Origin of the sequence: Flavipsychrobacter stenotrophus (assembly GCF_002954265.1) — a bacterium.
GTDB classification, from domain to species: Bacteria; Bacteroidota; Bacteroidia; order Chitinophagales; family Chitinophagaceae; genus Flavipsychrobacter; species Flavipsychrobacter stenotrophus.
Map to the genome: position 1 here is coordinate 70,549 of NZ_PPSL01000004.1, position 24,188 is coordinate 94,736.

10 protein-coding genes are annotated in these 24,188 nt (G+C 43.4%); 8 read left to right on the forward strand and 2 right to left on the reverse strand.

Annotated features, from left to right (window positions below; genetic code table 11):
* Positions 1-25 precede the first annotated feature (25 nt).
* Entirely contained in the window at positions 26-2,329 is a 2,304-nt protein-coding gene (locus CJD36_RS14730) for a GH92 family glycosyl hydrolase (RefSeq protein ID WP_105039961.1), read from the reverse strand.
* 232 nt (positions 2,330-2,561) lie between these two features.
* On the opposite strand from CJD36_RS14730, the gene CJD36_RS14735 reads away from it, so the two are divergent.
* The 6 genes from CJD36_RS14735 to CJD36_RS14760 all read left to right on the forward strand — a co-directional run bounded on the left by CJD36_RS14735 (position 2,562) and on the right by CJD36_RS14760 (position 19,701).
* Positions 2,562-4,436: a 2-oxoacid:acceptor oxidoreductase subunit alpha gene (locus CJD36_RS14735; RefSeq protein ID WP_105039962.1), complete on the forward strand. Its 1,875-nt coding sequence runs from the start codon at positions 2,562-2,564 to the stop codon at positions 4,434-4,436.
* A 6-nt stretch (positions 4,437-4,442) separates the two neighbouring features.
* Entirely contained in the window at positions 4,443-5,486 is a 1,044-nt protein-coding gene (locus tag CJD36_RS14740; RefSeq protein ID WP_105039963.1) for a 2-oxoacid:ferredoxin oxidoreductase subunit beta, read from the forward strand.
* Between the two features lie 276 nt (positions 5,487-5,762).
* On the forward strand, positions 5,763-10,685 hold the full coding sequence (locus CJD36_RS14745) for an FG-GAP-like repeat-containing protein (protein ID WP_161499321.1): 4,923 nt from the start codon (positions 5,763-5,765) through the stop codon (positions 10,683-10,685).
* 111 nt (positions 10,686-10,796) lie between these two features.
* Positions 10,797-12,602 (forward strand): OmpA family protein, encoded by a 1,806-nt coding sequence (locus CJD36_RS14750; protein ID WP_105039965.1) that lies wholly within the window; start codon positions 10,797-10,799, stop codon positions 12,600-12,602.
* 410 nt (positions 12,603-13,012) lie between these two features.
* Positions 13,013-17,881: an FG-GAP-like repeat-containing protein gene (locus CJD36_RS14755; protein WP_161499322.1), complete on the forward strand. Its 4,869-nt coding sequence runs from the start codon at positions 13,013-13,015 to the stop codon at positions 17,879-17,881.
* A 23-nt stretch (positions 17,882-17,904) separates the two neighbouring features.
* A complete protein-coding gene (locus CJD36_RS14760; protein WP_105039967.1) occupies positions 17,905-19,701 on the forward strand; it encodes an OmpA family protein in 1,797 nt (598 codons plus the stop codon).
* A 317-nt stretch (positions 19,702-20,018) separates the two neighbouring features.
* On the opposite strand, the gene CJD36_RS14765 is transcribed toward CJD36_RS14760, so the two are convergent.
* Positions 20,019-21,041 (reverse strand): outer membrane beta-barrel protein, encoded by a 1,023-nt coding sequence (locus tag CJD36_RS14765; protein ID WP_105039968.1) that lies wholly within the window; start codon positions 21,039-21,041, stop codon positions 20,019-20,021.
* 154 nt (positions 21,042-21,195) lie between these two features.
* On the opposite strand from CJD36_RS14765, the gene CJD36_RS14770 reads away from it, so the two are divergent.
* Complete coding sequence (locus tag CJD36_RS14770; protein WP_105039969.1) at positions 21,196-21,588, forward strand: iron chaperone; 393 nt, start codon at positions 21,196-21,198, stop codon at positions 21,586-21,588.
* 242 nt (positions 21,589-21,830) lie between these two features.
* On the forward strand, positions 21,831-24,068 hold the full coding sequence (locus CJD36_RS14775; RefSeq protein WP_105039970.1) for a GH92 family glycosyl hydrolase: 2,238 nt from the start codon (positions 21,831-21,833) through the stop codon (positions 24,066-24,068).
* The last annotated feature ends 120 nt before the right edge of the window (positions 24,069-24,188 follow it).

Here is a 24,188-nt window from a genome sequence, read left to right on the forward strand (position 1 = left end):
ATTTTGAGATGCGAAATTAGTTTAATTATTTCTTCTTCGGGCTGCTTCCCATGTAGAATACCAATTCTCCGCCGTTCATTATGTCGTCATGATTAAGAAAATGGTCGGTTACTTCCTTGCCATTAATGGTTACCTTCTGCACGTACACATTTTTAGCACTTTGGTTCTTTGTCTTTATGGTGAATGTCTTGCTATTTTCAAGGTGCAGACTAGCTTCATCAATGGCGGGACTGCCCAGTGAATATTTTACAGATCCAGGCGCTACCGGATAAAAGCCCATTGCCGATAGAATGTACCATGCGCTCATTTGTCCGCAGTCGTCATTGCCGCTAAGGCCCGATGGAGTAGGGTGGTACATGCGTTTCAGTATCATGCGCACACGTTCCTGGGTTTTCCAGGGTTGGTCTGTCCAGTTGTATAGGTATGCTACGTGGTGGCTCGGTTCATTGCCATGCACATAATTACCTATAATACCGTCACGGGTTATGTCTTCCGTTGCCGCGAAATATTTGTCGGGGAGCTCAAAATTGAATAATGAGTCAAGATGCGGTACAAAGCGCCTATTGCCACCCATCATTTTTATCATTTCAGCGGGTGCGTGGGGTACATACAGGCTATAGTTCCAGGCGTTACCTTCAATAAATCCGGCCTCGTCAGTGTTGAGCACGTCAAACTCTTTTTTGAATGAGCCATCGCTCATGCGTGGCCGCATGTAGCCGGTTGTAGAGTCGTAAACATGCTTATAGTTTTGTGCCCTGGCTATAAACTCAAGATATATATCGTTTCGATCCAGTTTTTTGGCCATTTGTGCTATACACCAGTCGTCATACGCATATTCCAGCGTCTTGGATACTGACGAACCATTTTTGTCTTCAGGCACATAGCCCATGTCCATATAGTAGCCAAGTCCATCATAACTACGGTGGCGTGCGGTTGTTACACAAGCGTCCAGAGCTCTTTTACCATCCATATCAGCATTGCCTTTTACAATAGCATCTGCAATTACCGATACACCGTGGTAGCCGATCATGCACCAGTTCTCATTAGCCGAATTGCTCCATACCGGTAACATTTTGTGCACACTCTCGTCGTAATGGGCTTCCATTGACTGTATCATGTCGCCATTTCTTTTGGGCTGTATGATGTTGAAGAATGGATGTAAGGCCCTGTAGGTGTCCCACAATGAAAATGTGGTATAGTTGGTCCAACCCTTGGCTTTATAGTCCTGCTGATCCAGTCCTCTGAAAGAACCGTCGGCATCCATATATACTGTTGGATTGATAAAAGTATGGTACATGGCAGTGTAGAAGTTTTCCATAGTTTCCTGTGGTGCCTTTATTTCTATCTTTTCCAGTTCTTTTTCCCACAGTCGCTGGCCCTCTCTTTTTACTTCATTGAATATCCAGCCCGGTGCTTCTTTATGCAGGTTGTCGAGTGCATTAGCAGTGCTTACGGGCGATATGGCAAATTTGATCTTTATGCGCTCATCTTCTTTTGTTGAAAAGTTGAAATACGCACGGATTTGCCGGCCTGCTATTTCCGGGAAATTCTCTTCTTGTTTAAATTTTCGCCAGAAGCCACCATATACCTCTTTCTTAGAATTGTTCTGATAGCCATAGCTGGTGAATGGTTTGGAGAGCACCATTGCAAAATAGAGGGTTCTTGTTCTTGCCCAGCCTGTTGTCTGCCTATAGCCGGTTATCAATGTATCGTTCACTATCTGTAGATAGGTCCATACATTTTTATCCGGGTAATTATATATCCCATACATCAGATCCAGGATAATATGCGCGCTATCACTTTTGGGGAATGTATATTGATGGAAGCCCACACGGGTGGTAGTGGTGAGCTCTGCGAGTATATTGTGGTCTTCCATTTTCACTTTATAGTAGTTAGGCTCTGCCACTTCGGTATTATGCGAAAAGCGGGTTCTGTATCCGCTTTCAGGCTTGTCGGCAGTGCCCGGATTTAATTGCAGTTTTCCTGTTGTAGGCATGATCAGGAAATCCCCAAGGTCTGAATGGCCCGTGCCACTGAAGTGGGTATGCGTAAAGCCAACTATAGTATTATCCCCGTATTGGTAGCCCGCACAATATTTATAAACGTCTTTATTATACTTGCCGTTCAGTTCATAGCTCTGTGTATCCGTCTCAGGGCTTAGTTGCACCATGCCAAATGGAACGGTAGCACCCGGGTATGTGTGTCCCATCCTGTCTGTGCCCGTCATTGGGCGCACATACTGAATGAGATTCTTGTCTTGTGCCAATGCCGGGGATGCAGATAGGGACAGACAAACCAATGGTAATAGTTTACGAGTGAGGTACAGCATGGTTTAAATTTAGCGGTAATTCTCGTAAATCAGCAATATTGTGCGTGGGAAGCATTAACCCTAATTAACGCTATTGTCATACTATTATCAATATCTATGGGGTTATTGTTATAAAAACGACAATACGTGACTTGTATCATACCCTCGTAATAAGGCAAGTGAGCAAACAGTGTTATATTTGCACCGCAAAAGAGATAATATCTCGTTTGATATTTTATTTTTAATTATTGTAATGGAAATATTAGAAAGTAATTTTAGACCAAATGTTCCGATAATAGAGGCTGATAGCATTGTTATCCGTTTTTCGGGAGATTCGGGCGATGGCATGCAGCTTACAGGTAACCAGTTTACCGACACAGCGGCTTATTTAGGTAATGATCTGAGTACTTTTCCTGAATTTCCGGCCGAGATACGTGCCCCTATAGGCACTACAGCCGGTGTTTCGGGCTTCCAGGTGCATTTTGGCAGTAAGGAGATATTTACCCCCGGTGATGAGTATGATGTATTAGTAGCAATGAATGCTGCTGCGCTGAAGGTAGACTTGCCAAGGTTGAAAAAGGGTGGTGTTATCATTACTAACACAGCCGGTTTCGATAAGAAGAATCTAAATCTCGCCGGTTTCGCTGAAGGTGTTAATCCATTAGAAAACGGATCGCTTGATGGTTATACTGTTCATAAGATAGATGTTACCCGCTTTACCAAAGAGTGTCTTTCCGGTACTTCTTTGGGTATGAAAGATATAGAGCGTTGTAAGAACATGTTCGTTTTGGGCCTCCTTTTCTGGATGTTTGACGAACCAATGGAATACACCATTACCTTCATCAATGAGAAGTTTGCTAAGAAGCCGGAACTGGCTGAGGCGAATATCAAGACATTGAAAGCTGGGTGGAATTTTGGAGATCATACTGAAATGTTCACAACTCGTTTCAAGGTAGCTGCGGCTAAATTGCCAAAGGGTGTTTACCGTAATATCTCGGGCAATCAGGCTACTGCTATCGGCTTAGTGGCTGCATCAGAACTTTCGGGATTGGCAATGTTCTTAGGTTCTTATCCTATAACACCGGCTTCCGACATTTTACACGAATTATCTAAATACAAGACCAATAACGTAAAAACTTTCCAGGCTGAAGATGAGATAGCAGCGGTTTGTGCGGCTATCGGTGCTTCTTATGCGGGTGGATTGGGTGTTACAACTACCTCTGGTCCGGGTATGTCACTTAAGACGGAAGCCATTGGTATGGCTACTATGCTGGAGATACCACTGTTGATAGTAAATGTACAACGTGGGGGACCATCAACAGGATTACCTACGAAGACGGAACAGAGTGACCTGATGATGGCCATGTATGGTCGTCACGGAGAGGCTCCGCTGCCGGTTATTGCAGCATCGTCTCCTGCAGATTGTTTCAATACCATCCTTGAGGCCAGCCGCATAGCTATTGAGTATATGACACCGGTTATCTGCCTTACAGATGGGTATATAGCTAATGGTACAGAGCCATGGCGTTTCCCGGCAGCAGCAGATCTGGCGCCTATAAAGGTGAATTTCACTACAGAAGCTAATGGCCCTGATGGTAAGTTCCTGCCTTATAAGAGAGATGAAAGAGGTGTTCGCCCTTGGGTAAAGCCCGGTACGAAAGGCCTGATGCACCGCATAGGTGGACTGGAAAAGCAGAATGAAACGGGCAATGTAGCGTACGATGCGCCTAATCATGAGCTGATGACCCGCCTGCGTGCAGAGAAGATCGAAAAGATAGCAGACACTATACCATTGATCAAACCAGATAGCGGCAACGAAACCGGTAAAATGGTTGTTCTCGGCTGGGGATCTACAAGTGGTGCCATAAAAACTGTAGTGCGTGAGTTGATTGATGAGGGTCATGATGTAGCACATGTACACCTGCACCATATTAACCCATTCCCAAAGAACCTGGGTGAACTGTTGAAAGGATATGACAAGATATTGATCCCTGAAATGAACAGTGGTCAGCTGATCAATCTTATAAGGGCTAAATACCTCTTGCCGGCTATTGGTTACTCCAAGATGCAGGGACTGCCGTTCACAACGGTAGAATTGAAAAATAAAATTCTCGAAATAATTAAATAATTCAACATGTCAATTGTGACAGAACAGGATGCGGTACCAAAGCTAACAGCAAAAGATTTTGCTTCCAATCAGGAAGTAAAGTGGTGCCCCGGTTGTGGTGATTACTCTATATTAAAGCAGGTTCAGACCGTATTCCCGGATTTTGGGGTGCCCAAAGAGGATATAGTATTTATATCTGGCATAGGTTGTGCAGCAAGGTTTACATATTATATGGATACCTATGGTATGCACAGTATACATGGACGCGCGGCTGCTATAGCTTCCGGAGTAAAGGCTCAGAACCCCGATCTGAGTGTTTGGGTAGTATCTGGCGACGGTGATGCATTGTCAATAGGTGGCAATCATTTCATTCACCTGATGCGTAAGAACTTTAATGTAAATTACCTGGTGTTCAATAACCAGATATACGGGTTGACAAAGGGGCAGTATTCGCCGACATCAGAAAAAGGGAAAGTAGCTAAGTCTACTCCTTTTGGGTCTATAGAAGAACCATTTAATCCTTCTGAACTGGCGCTGGGTGCTAAAAGCACTTTTGTAGCCCGCTCTTTAGATCGCGATCCGAAACATATGCAGATGGTGCTGAGACGTGCACATGAGCATGTGGGTACTTCGTTTGTAGAGATCTACCAGAATTGTCCTGTATTTAATGATGCCGCATTTTTTGCGTTTTCTGAAAAAGATACCAAGAAGGAACAGGCCATATTTGTAGAGCATGGCAAACCATTGATATTTGGTAATGCAGAGGAAAAAGGTATCAGGTTCGATGGTCTTACTCCTGTTATTGTAGATATGAATACAAGTGGTTATTCTGTCAATGATCTTTGGATACATGATGAGGGAGATAAGACAAAGGCCAATATATTGGCACGCTTCTTCGATAGTACTTTTAATGGTGAATATTTTCCACGTCCGTTTGGGGTATTCTACCAGGAAGATCGCTCTACTTACGAGATCTCTATGAAAGAACAGATAGAAGAGCTTACAGAAAGAAAGGGTCGCCCGTCATTAGATGCCATTCTTTCGGGTAATAAGACCTGGACCATTCTCTAAGGAAATATATTTCAATAACTTATGCGATCCCCGGTCACTTGTGGCCGGGGATTTTTATTTGCTGTGAACCAACTACTTACACAAAGCGCGACGCGCCTGTCCTGTGATCATTGGGAGCAGAAGGCAATTATATCTTACTTTTGTGCTATTGGTTTCCTGTTTATATACATTGTTCTGGCACAGTTTTTATAAAGTTCCAGTACTTGTAAACACACATTTGTTTAATAAATGCCAATAAATGATGTGTAATCTTTTAAGGAAGTTAAAAAAATGATTATGAAGAGAAAAATTACGCGATTCAGACAAAGCGTTTTCGGGATTGGGCCACTAATACTGGTGTTTCTATTGATGTGCGGTAGCCAATCTGTAATGGCCGCCGTACCCCCCGTTATAAACAATGTAACCCCGTTGACGGGCATTCCTGCTTCTGGAGTTATTACAATTACCGGCTCCGGCTTTAACGACACTGCGTCCCGCAATGTTGTTCTTTTTGGCGGTATACCCGCAACTGTTACTACGGCCACGCCGGTGTTACTTACAGTTACAGTGCCTATAGGTGCTGTGTACTCAAATGTGTCGGCAATGAATATGACAACGAGACTCACCGGTTATTCCGCTGATTTCTTTTTGCCTACATTCAACGCTGCACCTTACATCCCGTTTTCGCACGGATTCAGGCCTAAGGTAAATTTACCGATCGTTCACCATTCGGGTACCAATGCGCTTACTTATCATGCTGTAACAGGCGATATAGATGGTGATGGTAAGGTAGATCTTGTTGTAGGATCGTATGATTCTGCATTTGGACAGACATTTTATAGTGCTGTAGAAATATACCGCAATATTGGTACAGATGGCGTAACGGCTTATGATGCTCCTGTAGCATGTACTGCGTCTTATGGAATACACAATGTAAAGCTAGCCGACCTTGATGGTGATGGTAAGCTTGATATTATTGTGTCAAGTAGTGGATCAGGACGCGTATCGTGTATAAGGAACAAGAGTGTGCCTGGTACTATTACAATGGCGCCAAACCTGAATGTAAGATTGACAACAGGTGCATTTGAAACCGTAGTTGCAGATTTTGACGGTGACGGAAAGCTGGATATCGCAGCTGCCGAATACCAGAGAGATAGTATTATGATCTATCAAAATATCATTTCTACTATTCCAACTAATGCCTTTACAAGTGCAGGAACATTTAAACCGTATTATGTAGCATTTAGAGCCGGCAATGGTCCGGTAAGCCTTGTTGCTACAGATATTGATGGAGATGGTAAGACAGATCTTGTAGTTAGCAATAACTCTTCTAACGACATCTCATTATTAAAGAACAATTCAGTTGTTGATTCATTTATGTTTCAGACAGCTGTAAATATTGCTGCCGGCGACGGACCACAGCAAATAATAGGCGCTAATGTAAATAATGATGGCAAGCCGGATCTTATTATAAGCAGCTACAACACCAGCTCATTGCTCATTTTCCGTAACCAGGCATCTACAGGTGCATTCAGTTTAACTACACTTGCCGCCCCTGTTAGTTATGATCTGGGTAATGGAGCCAATGGTATTGCCGTAGGCGACCTTGATGCAGATGGTAAGATGGATATTGTTGTTTCAAAATATCTTGCAGATTCATTTACTGTTTTAAAAAATACATCTATCGGTTCTGTTATTGACGGAACATCTTTTACAGTTGATAGCAGTTACTTTATCGGTTTCGGTCATGGTCCGCTAGGCATTACGATCGCCGATGTTGATGGTGATACTAAAGCAGACATCATCACGGCTAACAACAGTAATAGTACTGTTTCAATTTTCGAATCTTTCGAACTGCCTGATGCAGGCGCCATAGATGGTCCTGATTCAGTTTGTGCAGGATCTAATGCTACCTACACCAGCACACACGGTGTGGGTGCAGTTGGCTACTGGAGCGTAACTAACGGCCATGCTACCATTGTTGGCGGCTCGGGCGCGGCAGATACATCTGCTACGCTTACCGGAGTAAGTGCCGGTGTAGATACTATTGTATACAAGCTAGTTTACCTTTCAGATACCAATACCTTTACTAAAGTAGTAACGATCAATCCATTGCCTTCTGCCGGTGGTATTACAGGACCTACTCAGGTTTGCCAATTGTCAACAATTGACCTGAATAATCCTACAGCAGGAGTTGGTTATTTTACTAGCACTGACACTTCAATTGCTTCAGTTGATTCAACTACAGGCCTGGTTACTGGCCTTATGCCTGGTATTGTTACAATTATGTATACTGCTACTTCATTTAGCTGCGGTACTACTACTGCCACTCACCCTATTACCGTGTTGGGCTTGCCGGATGCAGGTACAATAAGTGGATTTGGTGGTACATGCGTTGGTTCTTCTATAACATTGACAGCCTCAGTATCAGGTGGTACCTGGTTCAATCAATACCTAGCTATTGCAACTGACGCTCCCGCAGGCGTTAACGATGTGGTTACCGGTCAGACAGTAGGTGCAGATACGCTTATGTATGTAGTAACTACCCCTACTTGTGGTAGTGATACTGCTATACATTCAGTAGGCGTAATTGAAGCTAATCATTCATTACCTATTCATGGCGATACTTCAATTTGTTTGGGTGGTACTAATACATTGACCAATGCCGCTACCGGCGGTCTTTGGACAACCGGCAATCCATTGGTTGCCGTAGTTGATCCACTTACAGGTGCCGTTACAGGCGTGGGTGTGGGTACAACTAATATATCTTATGCAGTTACTTATGGCTGTGGGGTTATTGATACGTTTATTTCAGTTACAGTTAATCCTGGTCCGGTAGTAAACCCTATCACGGATAAGACAGTATGTAATGGTTCACCTTTGGTTGTAACTTTCTCAAGCCCTACACCGGGTGTTACCTACTCATGGACTAACAGTGATCCTTCTATAGGATTGGCTGCGGGTGGCACAAGTAATCCAATTGTATTTATTGCTACAGACACAGCAGCTGCAGGCACTACCGGTGTTATCACTGTGAATGCAACTGCCAATGGTTGTACAGGTGCTGCAACTAATTTCAATATCACAGTTAAGCCTACAGCAACGCTGACAAGTACAACAACTCCGCCTTCAGTATGTAGCGGTAGTACTTTCAGTTATGTTTCAGCAGCAGATCGTCCGGGTACTATCTTTACATGGCATCGCAATGCGGTAACGGGTATATCTAATCCTGCTGCAAGTGATTCAGGAAATATCTCTGAAGCCCTGGTAAATACGACTACTGATTCTGTTCATGTAATCTATGTGGATACGCTTAATTATAATGGTTGCAAAACGCACACTAACATATCTGTTTATGTAAAGGCAACTCCATTGCTTGCATCTACAGCTACATTGCCAATATGCGATAGCAACCTGTTTACGTTTGTTCCTTCAAGCGCTACAGGTGGTGCATCATTTAGCTGGTCACGCGCTGCAATAGCAGGTATAAGCAATCCTGCCGCCAGCGATACCGGTGCTGTAATGGAATGGTTGAATAATACAACTGCCAATCCTATAACTGTAACCTATTTCTTCACTACTACCGCCAGCGGTTGCAGTGGCAGCCAGAATGTTGTTGTTATAGTAGAACCTACAGCAGTGTTGTCAAGTCCGCTTAATGCAGGTACAGTATGTGACAGCTCATTGTTCACATACGCGCCAACAAGTGCTACTACAGGTGCTACATTTAGCTGGACACGTGACGCAATAGCCGGTATAGCTAATCCTGCCGCTACAGGTGTGGATACAGTTAATGAGTACCTCTTTAATACAACAGATACTGCTATCGTGGTTACCTACAAGTATCGCGTAAATATCTTTGGTTGCGCAGATACACAGCTGGTTACCGTAACGGTTAATCCTCGTGCGTATCTTACAAGCGATCTTACTCCTTTAGGCATTTGCAGCGATGATTTCTTTAATTACAACCCCACATCTAATATTACAGCTACGAGCGTTACTTTCTCATGGACACGCGGTACTGTATTAGGTATCAGCAATCTGCCGGGTAGTGGCGTTGGTAATCCAAATGAAATGTTGTTCAATACTTCCGCAACGTTCGTTGATGTGCCTTATGTCTTTACAACTACTTACCTGGGTTGTTCATATGCACAGATAGTAACTGTAAGGGTGCAACCAAAACCAATATTGACAGGTGCTACGCACGATACAGTATGTAGCGGAACACCGTTCTCTTACACACCTACACCTCCGTTCACCGGCATTACTTATGCATGGACAAGAGCCGCGGTAGCAGGTATCAACCCTGATACTGCCAGTGGTACAGTTTCTATCAACGAAACATTGAATAACACTACGCTTACAAGGTTGGATGCGATCTATGTATACACTTTAACAGCTAATGGTTGTTCGTACACACAGAACTTTACTCTTACTGTTGATCCACGCGTTACACCATCGCCGATCATTACTACGCATTCACCGGCTGATGTGTGTCTGAACACAATGTATCAGAATTTCGGTGCCGGTTTCTCTCCTGCTGATACAGATATCATTTATACATGGTCTGCAAGGAATGCTTCAATATTCGCTCATGGTACAAGCTCACAATATGCGTTGGTAAACTTTATAACACCTGGTACAGCGTATGTAGTATTGTCAACTAATGTATCTCAGATCAATTGTATCACTTCCGATACATTTGTAGTGAATGTAAGCACAACGCCTGCTCCTCAGCCTGTGGTTTACTATCTTAACAAGCAGTTCGTTTGTTTACCAGCTGATATGGATACTTACCAGTGGGGTTATGATAACGAACAGTTAGATTCTACAATACTTACCGGTGAAACTAATCAGGATTATGTTAACCCTACTCCGGATGGTGGCAAGTACTATTGGGTAATTACAACAAAGGGTGGTTGTTTCCAGAAGACTTATGCTAACACACCTACGACAATTACCAATGTGAATATGGACAACATGTCTATGAAACTCTATCCTAATCCTGCAAGTGAAATGCTGACCGTAGAGGTGAACAATACACTGAGCAGCGACCTGGAAGTACAGTTATTCAACATGGTGGGTCAGGTTGTTGGTACAGCTAAGGTGATGAACAATAAGGCTGTCTTCAGTGTTGGCAACTTTGCTTCAGGTTCTTACCTGGTGGCTTGTTATAGCAACGGTGTTAAGGTAGCTGCATCAAGATTCATTAAGAACTAATCTGAAACAATAAAAAGAGGTATGACGATAAAATAAAGTCTTCTAAAGTATAGCAGACTTTATTTTATCAACCCTCCAAAAACAGAAACACTCACTTTTAAAATAAAAAGTATGAAAAAATTATTATTACTCATTATAGGCCTCCAGGCATCATTGTATGCAGGGGCACAAACAACAGGTTATAGTAGCCATGGCGATAGCCTTTTATCAAGGTGGGTTATAGATGTTAATGCGATGGGCGGTATCCTTATGCAGGATTACACCACTAAAAACACACTCGCTAACTATCCAAACGCGGTTAACTCTAACTTGGGCCACATGAACTTTACCAATGGTGGTTCTGTAGGTGGTGATCTGCAGGTAGGTTATTTCTGGGGTAAGAAGCGCCACTTTGGTGTAGGAACCGGTATCAATTATATGTATCAGTTTGGTGATGCTGGCCTGAAGGATTTTCACGTAGAATACCAGGCTACAGATTACAATAACAACATCTATCGCCAGGTAATATCAAGCAACTACAAGGTGTCTGACAACCTTACGATCAATAACCTGAATATTCCTTTGGTACTGAAGTACAAGAACAGGTTCTCTAAGCATTGGGGCTTTACTGCCGATGCGGGTGCAATGTTCAACCTACAGATGGTCAATGATTATAAAACAAACGGTTCTTTTAATTATGAGGCGATCTACAAGTTTGCTGATGGTTCTCATACCGTTTATGATAACTCACCGGTACCTGCCTCTACAGACTACTTCATTACAAAGGCCGAGTTCCTTCGTAATAATCCTAACGGCAACGTACAGGCATATTTCGATAACCTGCGTGCTCAGGGAAATAATGTAGGCCTTAATGTTACTGCTAATCAGTCTAAGGGTACTGTAAAATATAATAGTGGTTCTGTAGGTTTGTTACTTCGTCCTGCTATGAATTTGTTCCTTTCCGATCACGTCGCGTTGAACTTTGGTGTATACTATGTATATCAGACGTTTAAGAACGATGCAATGAGCGACTACATGGTTACGCGCAAGGTTGGAGATTATAATTCTTCATTAAAGAGTGTATCGTCTGTAAATACGCACAATGTTGGTTTGAATGTAGGCGCACGTTTCTTCCTTGGCAAGGCCAAAGACAGGGATCACGATGGTGTTCCTGACAGAAAAGATCTTTGTCCTGATGATTCTGGAAACATTGCTTTCCAGGGTTGCCCTGACAGGGATGGTGATGGTATCATAGATAAAGAAGACAAGTGCCCTGATGTGAAAGGATTGTTGAAATATAATGGCTGTCCTGATACCGACGGTGATGGTATCATCGATCAGGATGATGCATGTCCTTTGGTTGCCGGTTTACCTCAGTTCCATGGTTGTCCTGATAGAGATGGTGATGGAATACCTGATAAAGATGACGCATGTCCTGATGTTCCTGGATTAGCTCAGTACCATGGTTGCCCTGATACCGATGGTGATGGCATACCCGATAATGAAGATAAATGTCCTACAGTAGCAGGTCCGGCAAGCAACAATGGTTGCCCTGAAGAACCGAAGCCAACTGCAGTGCCTGAAGACGGAAGAATAGATGTTTCTACTCCTATACTGTTCGACATTAACAAGACCACTATACACAAGTCGTCTATGCCTATTTTACAGGAAGCGGCTAAGGAAGTAAACGAGTATCAGGATGCATATATCCATGTAGATGGTTATACCGATGCTACAGGTACAAAGGCTTACAACCAGAAACTGTCTGTAAGAAGGGCAGCAGCTGTTAAGGGAGCCCTGAAGAAATTGGGTGTTAACGGTCAAAAGGTGAAGACAGCCGGTCATGGTGAATCTCATCCTGCAGCTACTAACAAGACAAGTGAAGGTAGAATGCAGAACAGAAGAGCTATTATTGAGATCAGAAGTTCTAAGAAATAGTTATTTATATTTGAATTAAATAAAATAGTTGCTCCAAACGGGGCAACTATTTTTGTTTATACCCTTTGATAATCAAAGTTTTATTTACCTGCATTGCCAAATGATTTTGTCCATGCGACTGTTCAGAATACCTTGCAATATTATCCATTTGTTAATGGCTAATATAAATCGCTTATTATTTACTTATTTAATAGTTATATAGTTATAAATTATTTTTTGTGCTATTTGTAGAAAAAACCTACTAAATTTAGTAATATTACAAACTTAATTTATAATAATAATTAATGCATATATTTACGCCGATAAAAAGGTAGTAAAAAGTACGTGATTTTATTAAGTTCAAATTGCTAATCACCAATATTAAGAGGGTCTGCCATTTGCTATATGCGCCAGATTCAAATATGATTTTTATGATCAAAACATTTAATCAATTCAGATTCCGCATTAGTCAGCTGGGGTTTCTATTAGTGTCATTTTTGCTGTACAATTCCAACTCAGCTTTCGCAACTCCGCTCACTGCTCCAGTTATTAATTCCGTTAGCAGTTTGCAGATTACTCCGCTTTCTTCCATCACAATATCAGGCGCCGGGTTTAGCAATGTAGCTTCAAACGATATAGTGTATTTTGGGGGACAAAGAGCATTGGTCACGTCTGCAACTACGACACTTTTAACGGTTGTAGTTCCAGTTGGTGCACCTTATGGATTGATCTCTCTTACTAATCTCACTAACAACCTTACGTGCTATTATTCACAGTATTTCACCCCCGATTTTGATAACAGTTGTGTATTGCCGGGTAGCGCAGGATTCAAACCACGTGTTGATATTGCTGTTACAGGTACTGTCTCATTGCACAACCGTCCACGGCATATTACAATGGGTGATATGGATGGTGACGGTAAACCCGAAATGGTTGCATGTATGTATGATACGCTTGCGCCGGGTATAAGCGCTGTGTTTGTGTATCCTAATATTGGCGGTGATGGCCTCGTTAAATACGGCACTCCTGTAATTTGCTCTTCTGGAGCGGGTGGTACTAATGTAAAGCTGGCAGACCTTGATGGCGATGGTAAGCTTGATATAATAGTTGCATGTAGTGGGTCGGGGGTAATTTCTTGTATCAGGAATATGTCGACCGGGACCGGATCATTTGTATTTGCGGGTAAGCGTGATTTGTATCCGCTGGCGGGCGCACCGGAAGTGGCCATAGCGGATTTTGATGGCGATGGTCGCCCTGATGTGGCTGCTACAACTTATAACAGCGCCCAGGTAAAGGTGTTCCGTAATCAAATGATATCTATTCCGGCGGGGACTTTCCCGGCTACTTTCTTTGGCGCAACTGCCACTTTCGACTCTTTTGATGTAGGCAGTTACAGCGGTGCATATCCTGCAAGTATTTTTGCGGCCGACTTTGATAAAGACGGGCATATAGACCTTGTGACAAGTAATAACTTTGATGGAACAGTTTCGATATTAAGAAACACTTCGGTTTCCGGGACCATTGCTTTTGCTCCTCATGTGGAGTTTAGTGTAGGTGGCTCGCCAACAGAGGTGCAGGCTGCCGATATTAATGGCGATGGCCGGCCAGAAATAGTAGTAGCCGATTACTTTACTACAGCAATGTCGGTATTTGCCAACAATACTACAACAGGCATTATCAATACTACTTCTTTCGATCGTTTTGATATCCCTACTGTAGACTCTTCTTACGGCCTTAATCTGAGTGATATTGACGGAGATGGGAAGATCGATATAGTTTTTTCCAGAGGTAACGCTAACAGCCTGGCCGTGTTAAAGAACACTCACATATCTGGTAATCCCATTTCGGCAACATCGTTTGCTGCAGGTGCCAAATACAGTACAGGTATAGGGTCTGAGTGTCAGGGTTTTTGCATTGGCGATATGGATGGAGATACCAAGCCAGATATTGCTGTAGCTAATTATGGCACTAATTCAATTTCCATTTTTGAAAATATTTCCACCCCAGTCTCTTCTCCTGTTGTTGGGGCAGATTCCATTTGTTTTCAATCATCGGCCACTGTGAAAAGTGCCCATTGCAGCAATGCCACTGGATACTGGTCAGCGGTTAATGGTCACATTACTATAGTCGGTGGTGTTGGAGCTGCAGATACAATGGCTAGTATAACCGGGGCATCGGTAGGAAGAGATACTATTGTGTATGCTGTAGTTGATCTGTTTGATACTGTCTTTGTGAAATTTGTTATTGACGTAAAGCCGCTTGCTGATACCGGCATTATCACCGGCCTTTCAGCGGTTTGTGTTAACTCTTCTATTCTTTTGTCTGATACTACTTTGGGTGGTACATGGACAAGCAGCGACACGCTGATAGCAAAAGTGGGTCTGCTGTCGGGTATTGTTACCGGTATCGGAGCAGGCAATGCTACCATTTTCTATACTACACAGTCTGTGAGCTGCGGTCCGTTAAGTGCATCGCATGTGGTTACAGTCAATCCATTGCCCGATGCAGGTAATATTGCAGGTCCTACCGGTACGTGTGTGGGAACACCTATTACACTGACTGCCTCAGTAGTTGGTGGTAACTGGTACAATACAAACGCACTCATAGCCACTCATGCGCCCTCAGGTTCTGTAGACGTTGTGACCGGTGCCGCCATTGGTGCCGATACTATATTGTATGTGGTCACTTCACCAACTTGTGGTAATGACACTGCTATGAAAGAATTGGGTGTTGTAGCCGCAAATTCTTCGTTACCCATTATCGGTGATACAACAGTGTGTGTCAATGATACCATCATTTTGTCTAACAGTGCCTCTGGTGGTTCCTGGACAAGTGGTAATACAGCTGTAGCTACAGTAGATCCCGCCACCGGTAAAGTTACCGGCGTAACAGCAGGAAATGTTACAATATCATACACCGTTACTTATTCGTGTGGTCCTGTTGATACATTCATCAATATAAGGGTTAAGCCTCTGCCTGTATCGGGTATTGTATCCGGACCTACATTTATGTGCATTGGTTCGCAGATCACATTAACTGTTTCCGGTGCCAGTGACACAGGCCATTGGGCAAGTAGCAACCCTGCTGTAGCGTCTGTGCTGTCATCAACTGGTGTGGCTACAGGTATTGCCGCAGGTGTGGATACTATTTTCTTTAGTGTTACATCGGGTTGCGGTACCGCAAGTTCATTTATTTTAGACACTGTCTTTGCAGTGCCGCCTGTCGATAGTATTACAGGTGCAATGTCTGTATGTCCCGGTGCTGTACTTACATTATCATCTACCGGTGGTGGCGTATTGGGTACGTGGAATACTAGTAATGCGGCAATTGCCACTGTTACCGGTGGGGTAGTTACCGCTGTCAATTCAGGGACGGCAATTATCTCTTATACCGTGCTTAATGTGTGTGGTTTATTCACAGATACTGCCGCGGTTATGGTTTATCCACACCCTGTTGTCAATCCGCTTTCAGATCAGGCGGTTTGCAATGGTGGTACATTCAATACAGTATTTACGGGGCCGGTTACAGCAACCGCTTTCACCTGGACCAATAGTAACACAGTGATTGGTTTAGGTGCATCTGGGGCTAACGATACGTTGATCTTTGTAGCCGCTAATACTACCGATTCTGTGATCAGCGGATCGGTAATCGTTACACCTCAGGCTAACGGTTGCATAGGCAACAACGATACGTTCACCATTTCTGTAGAGCCTACTCCGGTATTATCTACACCGTTGGCGCATACCATTTGCGATAGTGCTGCATTCTTCTACGTACCCGGTACAACTACCGCCGCAGTTACATATACATGGACGCGTGATTCTGTCACTGGCGTGATCAACAGCCCCGGTGCAGGTGCTGATACCATAAATGAGGTATTGTTCAACAACACTTTATTGCCGGTTACAGTAACCTATGTGTACACACTCACCGTTAATGGATGTACCAATGTGCAGACATTGACAGTGACCGTTAATCCTCGTTCAGTCCTCAGCAGCTCTCTTACTCCCGCAGATGTGTGCAGTCACTCACTTTTTTCTTATTCTCCGTCGGCTACAATTCCTGGCACTACTTTCACGTGGCATCGTTCGTTGGTGGCAGGCATCAGTAATTTTGCAGCCAGTGGGGTAGACAATCCTAATGAGGTATTGAAGAATATGACAATCAACACTATCGCTGTACCTTATGTATTTACGTCTACGGCTTATGGATGTTCGTATGCACAGATCGTTACGGTCAATGTTAAACCAAGACCTGTACTTTCCAGTGTTACCAGCGATACTATCTGCAGCCGTACACCGTTTAATTATACCCCTACCAGCACTTTAACAGGTACAACCTTTGCGTGGACGAGACCTGTGGTCGTTAATATCATTCCTTTAACTTCATCTGGCACCGGTGCAATTCATGATACCCTTGCCAATACATCTACATTGGGTAGTGTGAATGCAGTCTACGTTTATACGCTTACAGCTAATGGTTGTGTAAATACACAAAACGTTGTCGCAACAGTGAACCCGGCAGCATCGCCCATTCCTGTTATCACAACAAAATCTCCTGATGCTGTTTGTGCCAATACGCTGTATCAGAATTTCGGTACATCATTGCAGCCGTCCGATCCAAGTGTACAGTTTATCTGGACAGCAACTAATGCATCAGTGTATGCTACAGGCAGTAACGACCAGTATTGCCTCGTTAACTTCCCTACACCAGGAAATGCTGTTGTAACAGTAACTGCTAATGTGATTGGTTTCAACTGTTATCTGAAAGACACCTTCGCTGTTAACGTCAGCTCATCATACTCCGAGCAGCCTGTTGTTCTATACCTGAACAATATTCAGTTCGTATGCCTGCCAAGTAACATGGATACCTATCAGTGGGGTTATGACAATACACAGCTCGACTCAACCATACTAACCGGCGAAGTAAGTCAGGATTATGTGAATACAACGCCTGATTTCAGTAACAAGTATTACTGGGTAATGACTACTTATAATGGTTGTACACAAAAGACCTACTACAAGGTGCCTGTGGGCATAGAAGAGGCTAACGGACAGGTAGCTGCCATTAAGCTTTACCCTAACCCCGCAACCGACATGATCACTGTAGAGCTATCTGGTATGCATACCAGCGATATCACTACCGGTATCTACGACATTACCGGCCGTAGAATAAGCACTACCGCAATGATCGGCAATAAGGCTACGCTCAGCGTTAATGCCTTGGCAGCCGGTGTATACATGGTAGATTGCTACCACGATGGTATTAAGATTGCAACAGCAAGATTTGTAAAAAATTAAGATAAAGGAATAAAGAAATTAAGATGAAGAAAGTTTTTCTATTATTAATGGTGTTGTGTGCATCATTGCTTACACATGCCCAGGGCTTTGCCAACTATGCAGATAGCATGTTGTCGCGCTGGTGCATAGATGTGAATGGCAGGGGAGGGTTACTCAGTCAGAATTATACTTCATTGTATACACTCGACAATTATGCTCAGAACATTAACAGCAACACAGGTACGCTCAAATTTAAGAACGGATACAATGTAGGTGGTGAGCTGCAGGTAGGATACTTTTTTGGCCGCATGCGTCATTGGGGTGTTGGTACAGGTATCAACTATACTTCGATGGTTGGCGATATCACTGTTGATGGTTACCATGTCGAGTATCGTGCAGTAGATTTTAAGGACAATGTGTACAGGCAGGTGCTTACTGCAAACAATGTTGCTGAGCACATGGAGATGACAGGCTTCAATATTCCGGTACTGTTGAAGTATAAGAATCGCTGGTCAAAACACTGGGGTTTTACTGCTGATGGTGGTTTGATGTTGGGTGTACAAAGAAGTAACTCGTGGAAGGCGGATGCTTCTTTCAACTATGAAGCAATTTATAAGTTCACAGACCTTACACACACAGTATACGACGATGCCCCCGTTGCCAATGTAGAAGATTATTTCATCACCCGTGCTAACTGGCTGAAGAATAATCATAATGGCGATGTACAGGCTTATTTCAATGACCTCAATAATAAAGGATATAACGTAGGGCTGAATGTAAAACCTGGCTCAGGTTCAGGTAAAACTACCTTTAGTTCTGTTACGTTGGGCATACTCTTAAAACCATCTGTCAACTTATTCTTATCTGACAATGTTGCCCTCGACTTTGGTGTGTATTATATGTTCCAGCCGTTCAAGGGTGGTGCAGATCGTGGGTATACACTTACGTCTAAAGTAGGTGACTATAATACAGTGTTGAATAGCGTATCAACTGCCAATACGCAGTCTTACGGTGTCAACATAGGTGCACGTTTCTTCCTTGGTCGCAGGCCTAAAGATAGAGATCATGATGGTGTGCCTGATAAGAAAGATCTTTGTCCTGATGATTCAGGTTCTGTATTGTTGCAGGGTTGCCTTGATAGGGATGGTGATGGCATCACAGATAAGAATGACTCTTGCCCTGATGTGAAGGGACTTGTTAAGTTCAATGGCTGTCCCGATTCAGACAAGGATGGTATAGAAGACAGAAAAGATGAATGTCCTTTTGATGCCGGATTGAAGCAATTCAACGGCTGCCCCGATAGGGACAAGGATGGTGTAATAGACAAGAACGATGCATGTCCTGATGTTCCGGGTGAAGTACAATACCGTGGCTGCCCGGATAGTGATGCCGATGGTATTCCTGATCCCGAAGATCATTGCCCTACAGTTCCTGGTCCGGTAAGTAATTTTGGTTGTCCTGAAGGTTCTGGTACTCATGGTAGTAATGTTGATTCGCTGAAAGATGTAGATCCGTCAACACCAATATTGTTTGATATCAATAAGACTTCCATCAAGAAAGAATCAATGCCGGTATTGGAGAAAGCCGCCAGGTTGATGAAAGAAGGAAAGGATATTACCATCAACATCGGAGGATTTACCGATAACACTGGTCCGGAAGATTACAACCAGGGCTTGTCAATTATGAGAGGTATGGCGGTAAAGCTGGAATTGGTAAGAATGGGTGTGAAATTCGAAGCTGTTAAGGTAACTGGTTATGGCGAAAAGAAACCTGCGGCGCCTAACAATACGCCGGAAGGCAGAAGGAAAAACCGCAGAGCGGTAATGAATGTAGGAAAGTAAATTAATCATGTATAACGAAAATGGCCATCACAAAATGATGGCCATTTTTATTTTCATCGATAATGCCAAATAGACATCTATTTTACACTTTTGAATAAGTCAACCACTCTCCTCCTTTTTGAAGGTGCCGGACACGGCACGAGCGTAGCTCTGTACCCCAACATTTCGGCTTTTTCAGCCGAATGTTGGGGGGCGGTATTGCGTTGGGTGTATTTTTTAAGTCGAACCGGTATAACATATTATCCCATGCAGACTTGCTGTCGCCGAATCCTTGTTACTGCACCTTATCTTTCCCTTTTACACAGTTGCTTTACCCCTCACCATACACCATACGTAACACCTACGTTCACACCTAGTGTCTCCACATTCACAGATGAAACAGTGTTTAGGGGAGAATGATAATCACCGATCCATTTACTGATCACATAACGTTGTTCAGTAGTCTTTGTGTAAGATTGGTTCATATACGTCAACCCCAGATCAATAGCTAATTTTTTAGATAAAGTCAGATTTACAGAAGGGTGCAATATCAAGCCTGTTGACGCTTTATATTTAACTGTTCCTGAATTGTCTGGATGGACGTTAAGTGCCACACGGTAACCACGGCCTCGCAATGTGTCGAAATAGGTTTCTACGCCATGCGGAATATTTTGGTAGCCAACGGTCTCTCTAGTGATGACCCAATCATTCTGGTCTGGTATTGTACTATTATCGTAAACCGTCGTCGTGCCACCCCAGGGCTGTGTTTGAAATTTATATATGGCCTCGTAGTCAAGTGATGCAGTCGTTTTGTACGAAGCATAACAAGCTATGCCAAACAGCACTTCCGCATCCATATTGAAGCCTATTCTGCCCGATAACTTAGTTTGATATTTCAGGACGAGCGGTATATTAATGTTGCTTTGATATACTCGTTCTGAAAGCTCATTAGCGGTTATTATTTGTCTGAAATCATTATCTACGAAATCACGTTCCTGATATTCTACCCGGAAGTTATGAAGTTGTGCTTCTCCGCTTTGGTATTGGTACATAACCCCTGTACCCAGGCCCCAATGTCGTTTTTTATCAAAGAAATATCCTGCCTGCAATGTAACACACATGCTCACTCCGTTTTTATATTCCAGATGCCCCGTATTAGATGTGCTAACACTGTTTTGGTAATTGTCTAAGGTGTTTACAGTAGTATAATCCTGCGTTTGTGCGCCTATGGTAGTACTTGCATCAAATTTCCATTTTGGCAGGCCACTGGTGTCTTTGCTTCCCTGTGTCTGGGCTCCGGCTGTGCGGGCAATAAGTGTGGCACTAATGGCGATCAATAGTGTAGACTGTAGTTTATTCATAATGACAGGATTTTCGATTTATAGTGTTTACAATACAGCAAGTTAGTAAATATTATCTTTATTTAACGCGTATGTCGCATATCATCCATATTTTGTCGCATACCGATAACAACAAATTGTACTCATTTACTAAGTTTGTCTAAATATCTGCAACATGGCAAAAGAACCACGTATAGCCGCAAAGTCTGTTGACGAGTATCTGGCTGCATTACCCGACGACGTAATGCAGCTGCTGGAAAAACTGCGCAAAACCATCAAGGAAGCTGCCCCGAAAGCTGAAGAGTCTATCAGTTATCAGATACCTACCTACAAACAAAACGGGCCGGTTATCTTCTTTGCTGCATTCAAAAACCACTGCTCCTTGCTGCCGGTAGATAAAGACGTCCAGGAACTCTTTGCTAAAGAGTTGGAGGGCTATAAGATCAACAACTATACAGTTCAGTTTACAGTTCAGAACCCATTACCTGCGGCGCTTGTAAAGAAAATAGTAAAGCTGAAGTTGAAGAAGAATAAAGAACGGGTTTCAAAAAAGAAGGGGCCTAAATAGTTTGCACTTATATAATGAGTTTCTTATGCATATGTAAGTTTGGTTGCTACTCAAATTCACGTACACAGAATTAACCTTCGCAACATTTCATTTCTCTCGTCTCGTTAAAATAATATCTTGCATTACCGATTGGTATGCAGCTCTACAAGTATTCATATTTAAATTTTATTTTGTAGAACTATTTGTACAGAACACCAGCTACCTATTATATTTTAATAACTTGCACCTCCAATTGATTGATTATGGTTAATAAACTGAAGAAGGTCAGCATTTTGTTTGCTTTGGCATTAAGTTCATACGCTCAGGCGCAAAACCTCACTAAATATATCGACCCTATGATCGGCACAGGTGGCCATGGTCACACTTACCCCGGCGCTACAGTTCCGTTTGGTATGGTGCAGCTCAGTCCCGATAATGGAGATGAGGGTTGGGATTGGTGCAGTGGCTATAATTACAGCAGCCCTGCTATCGCTGGCTTCAGTCATATGCACCTGAGTGGTACCGGTTGTGGCGACTGGACCGACATCTCTGTGATGCCGCATACCAGCCTTATAGCTGATTCTTTCAGGTTCTTCAAAGTACCTTTCGATCATAAGAACGAACAAGCGTCTGCCGGTTTCTATAGTGTTGCCATGAACAACGGTGTTAAAGTATCGCTTACCACAACCGAGCGCGTAGGCTTCCACAAATACGAATTTCCAAAGGGTAGCACCCCGTTTGTTCGTTTCCAGCTCAATTACATGATCAACTGGGATAGCACTGTTAAGACGCGTATTCTGTTGCTCAATGACTCTACAGTAGTAGGATATAGATACTCTTATGGCTGGGCCAATGTAGAGCGCGTTTACTTTGCAGCGCGTGTAAACAGATCAATAAAGAACCTCCATATTTTTGAGTGCCGCACTCATGGCGAAATAAAGCAGATAGACGAAACCGGCAAGGACTACAACGGTGAGCTTGAATTTACAGACCTCAATGGGCAGCCATTGATGATGAAGGTGGCACTGTCATCAGTTAGCTATGACAAGGCCCTGGAGGCACTGCGGGAGATAAAGGGATGGGACTTTGAAGCCTATAAGAAGAAGGCAGAAATGATGTGGGAGCATGAGCTGGAAAAGACTGTTGTCAAGACCAATGATGAACACCTGAAGCGCATCTTCTACACTGCGGTTTACCACACCTGTCTGGCGCCTGTTTTGTACTCTGATGCTGATGGATACTATAAGAACGCTAAAGACAATGTGCGCCGTATGCGCAAAGGTCAGCGTTACACGGTTTTCTCTTTGTGGGATACTTTCAGAGGTTTGAACCCATTGTTTACCTTAACACAGCCTACCCGCAATATCGATATCCTCAATAGCATGTTGGCTTTCTACGAAGAGAATGGCCTTTTGCCGGTATGGGACCTCAGCACTTTTGAGACCAACTGTATGAGTGGTTATCACGCTGTACCTGTCCTTGCTGATGCTGTACTTAAAGACACCAAAGGCCTCGATGCGAACCTGGTATTTGAAGCTATGTTGGCCAGTGCCAACCAGAAAGAACGTGGCACACAAGACTATATAAAATACGGTTACCTGCCTTCCGATAAGGGGTCTTTCAGCGTTACACTCACTGTAGAGTATGCTTATGACGACTGGTGTATAGCTCAGGTAGCTAAGAAATTGGGTAAGATGGATCTCTATGCAACATTCATGAAGCGTGCAGACTCCTGGAAGCAGTTATTTGATGCAAAAACAGGCTTTATGCGCGGCAAGAAAGCTAATGGCACATGGGTAACTCCGTTCGATCCATACTTCGCTTCTACCGACTGGAGAACGTCTAATTACGAGGAAGGTAATGCATGGCAGTACACCTTCTTTGTGCCGCATGATATTCAGGGCCTTGCCAACGCATTCGGAGGTAACGATGCATTCCTACTCAAATTAGACTCATTGTTCAGCGTTAATTCAAATATCAAAGGTGAATCTGCTCCTCCCGATATGAGCGGACTTATAGGCCAGTATGCTCATGGCAATGAACCTAGTCACCACATCGCCTACATGTACAACTTTGTAGGTCAGCCATGGAAAACGCAGGAGCGTGTGCGCAACATTATCGAAACTATGTACCACGATCAGCCTGAAGGCTACGCCGGTAATGAAGACTGTGGACAGATGAGTGCCTGGGCCGTTTGGAGCATGATGGGTTTCTTCCCTGCCAATCCTGCTAATGGCGAATATGTATTCGGTAGCCCTGTCTTCGACGACTTGTCGCTAAAACTGCCTTCAGGAAAGACCATGCAGATCAAAACCAAAAACAACAGCAAGGCCAATATGTACATACAGGGCATCACCCTCAATGGTAAGCCTTATTCAAAAACTTACATCTCCCATGCCGATTTATTGAAGGGTGGGGTACTGGAATTTACTATGGGCGACAAGCCCAACAAAAAGTGGGGGATAGAGACCAATAACTGGCCATCTACAGCGCTTAAATAAAGCTTTAGCAACTATTCACCTCATTCAAAGAGCCATGGCTAACACCCATGGCTCTATTTTTGCGAGCGCTGCCAATAAATTTGAGGTCTAACCAATCTGTTCAGTACATTTCTTCGTAAT

Coding starts and splice junctions, on each gene's coding strand:
- CJD36_RS14760 (WP_105039967.1), top strand. CDS start 17,905: ATGAAGAAAGTTTTTCTATTATTAATGGTGTTGTGTGCATCATTGCTT.
- CJD36_RS14770 (WP_105039969.1), top strand. CDS start 21,196: ATGGCAAAAGAACCACGTATAGCCGCAAAGTCTGTTGACGAGTATCTG.
- CJD36_RS14740 (WP_105039963.1), top strand. CDS start 4,443: ATGTCAATTGTGACAGAACAGGATGCGGTACCAAAGCTAACAGCAAAA.
- CJD36_RS14775 (WP_105039970.1), top strand. CDS start 21,831: ATGGTTAATAAACTGAAGAAGGTCAGCATTTTGTTTGCTTTGGCATTA.
- CJD36_RS14750 (WP_105039965.1), top strand. CDS start 10,797: ATGAAAAAATTATTATTACTCATTATAGGCCTCCAGGCATCATTGTAT.
- CJD36_RS14745 (WP_161499321.1), top strand. CDS start 5,763: ATGAAGAGAAAAATTACGCGATTCAGACAAAGCGTTTTCGGGATTGGG.
- CJD36_RS14765 (WP_105039968.1), bottom strand. CDS start 21,041: ATGAATAAACTACAGTCTACACTATTGATCGCCATTAGTGCCACACTT.
- CJD36_RS14730 (WP_105039961.1), bottom strand. CDS start 2,329: ATGCTGTACCTCACTCGTAAACTATTACCATTGGTTTGTCTGTCCCTA.
- CJD36_RS14735 (WP_105039962.1), top strand. CDS start 2,562: ATGGAAATATTAGAAAGTAATTTTAGACCAAATGTTCCGATAATAGAG.
- CJD36_RS14755 (WP_161499322.1), top strand. CDS start 13,013: ATGATCAAAACATTTAATCAATTCAGATTCCGCATTAGTCAGCTGGGG.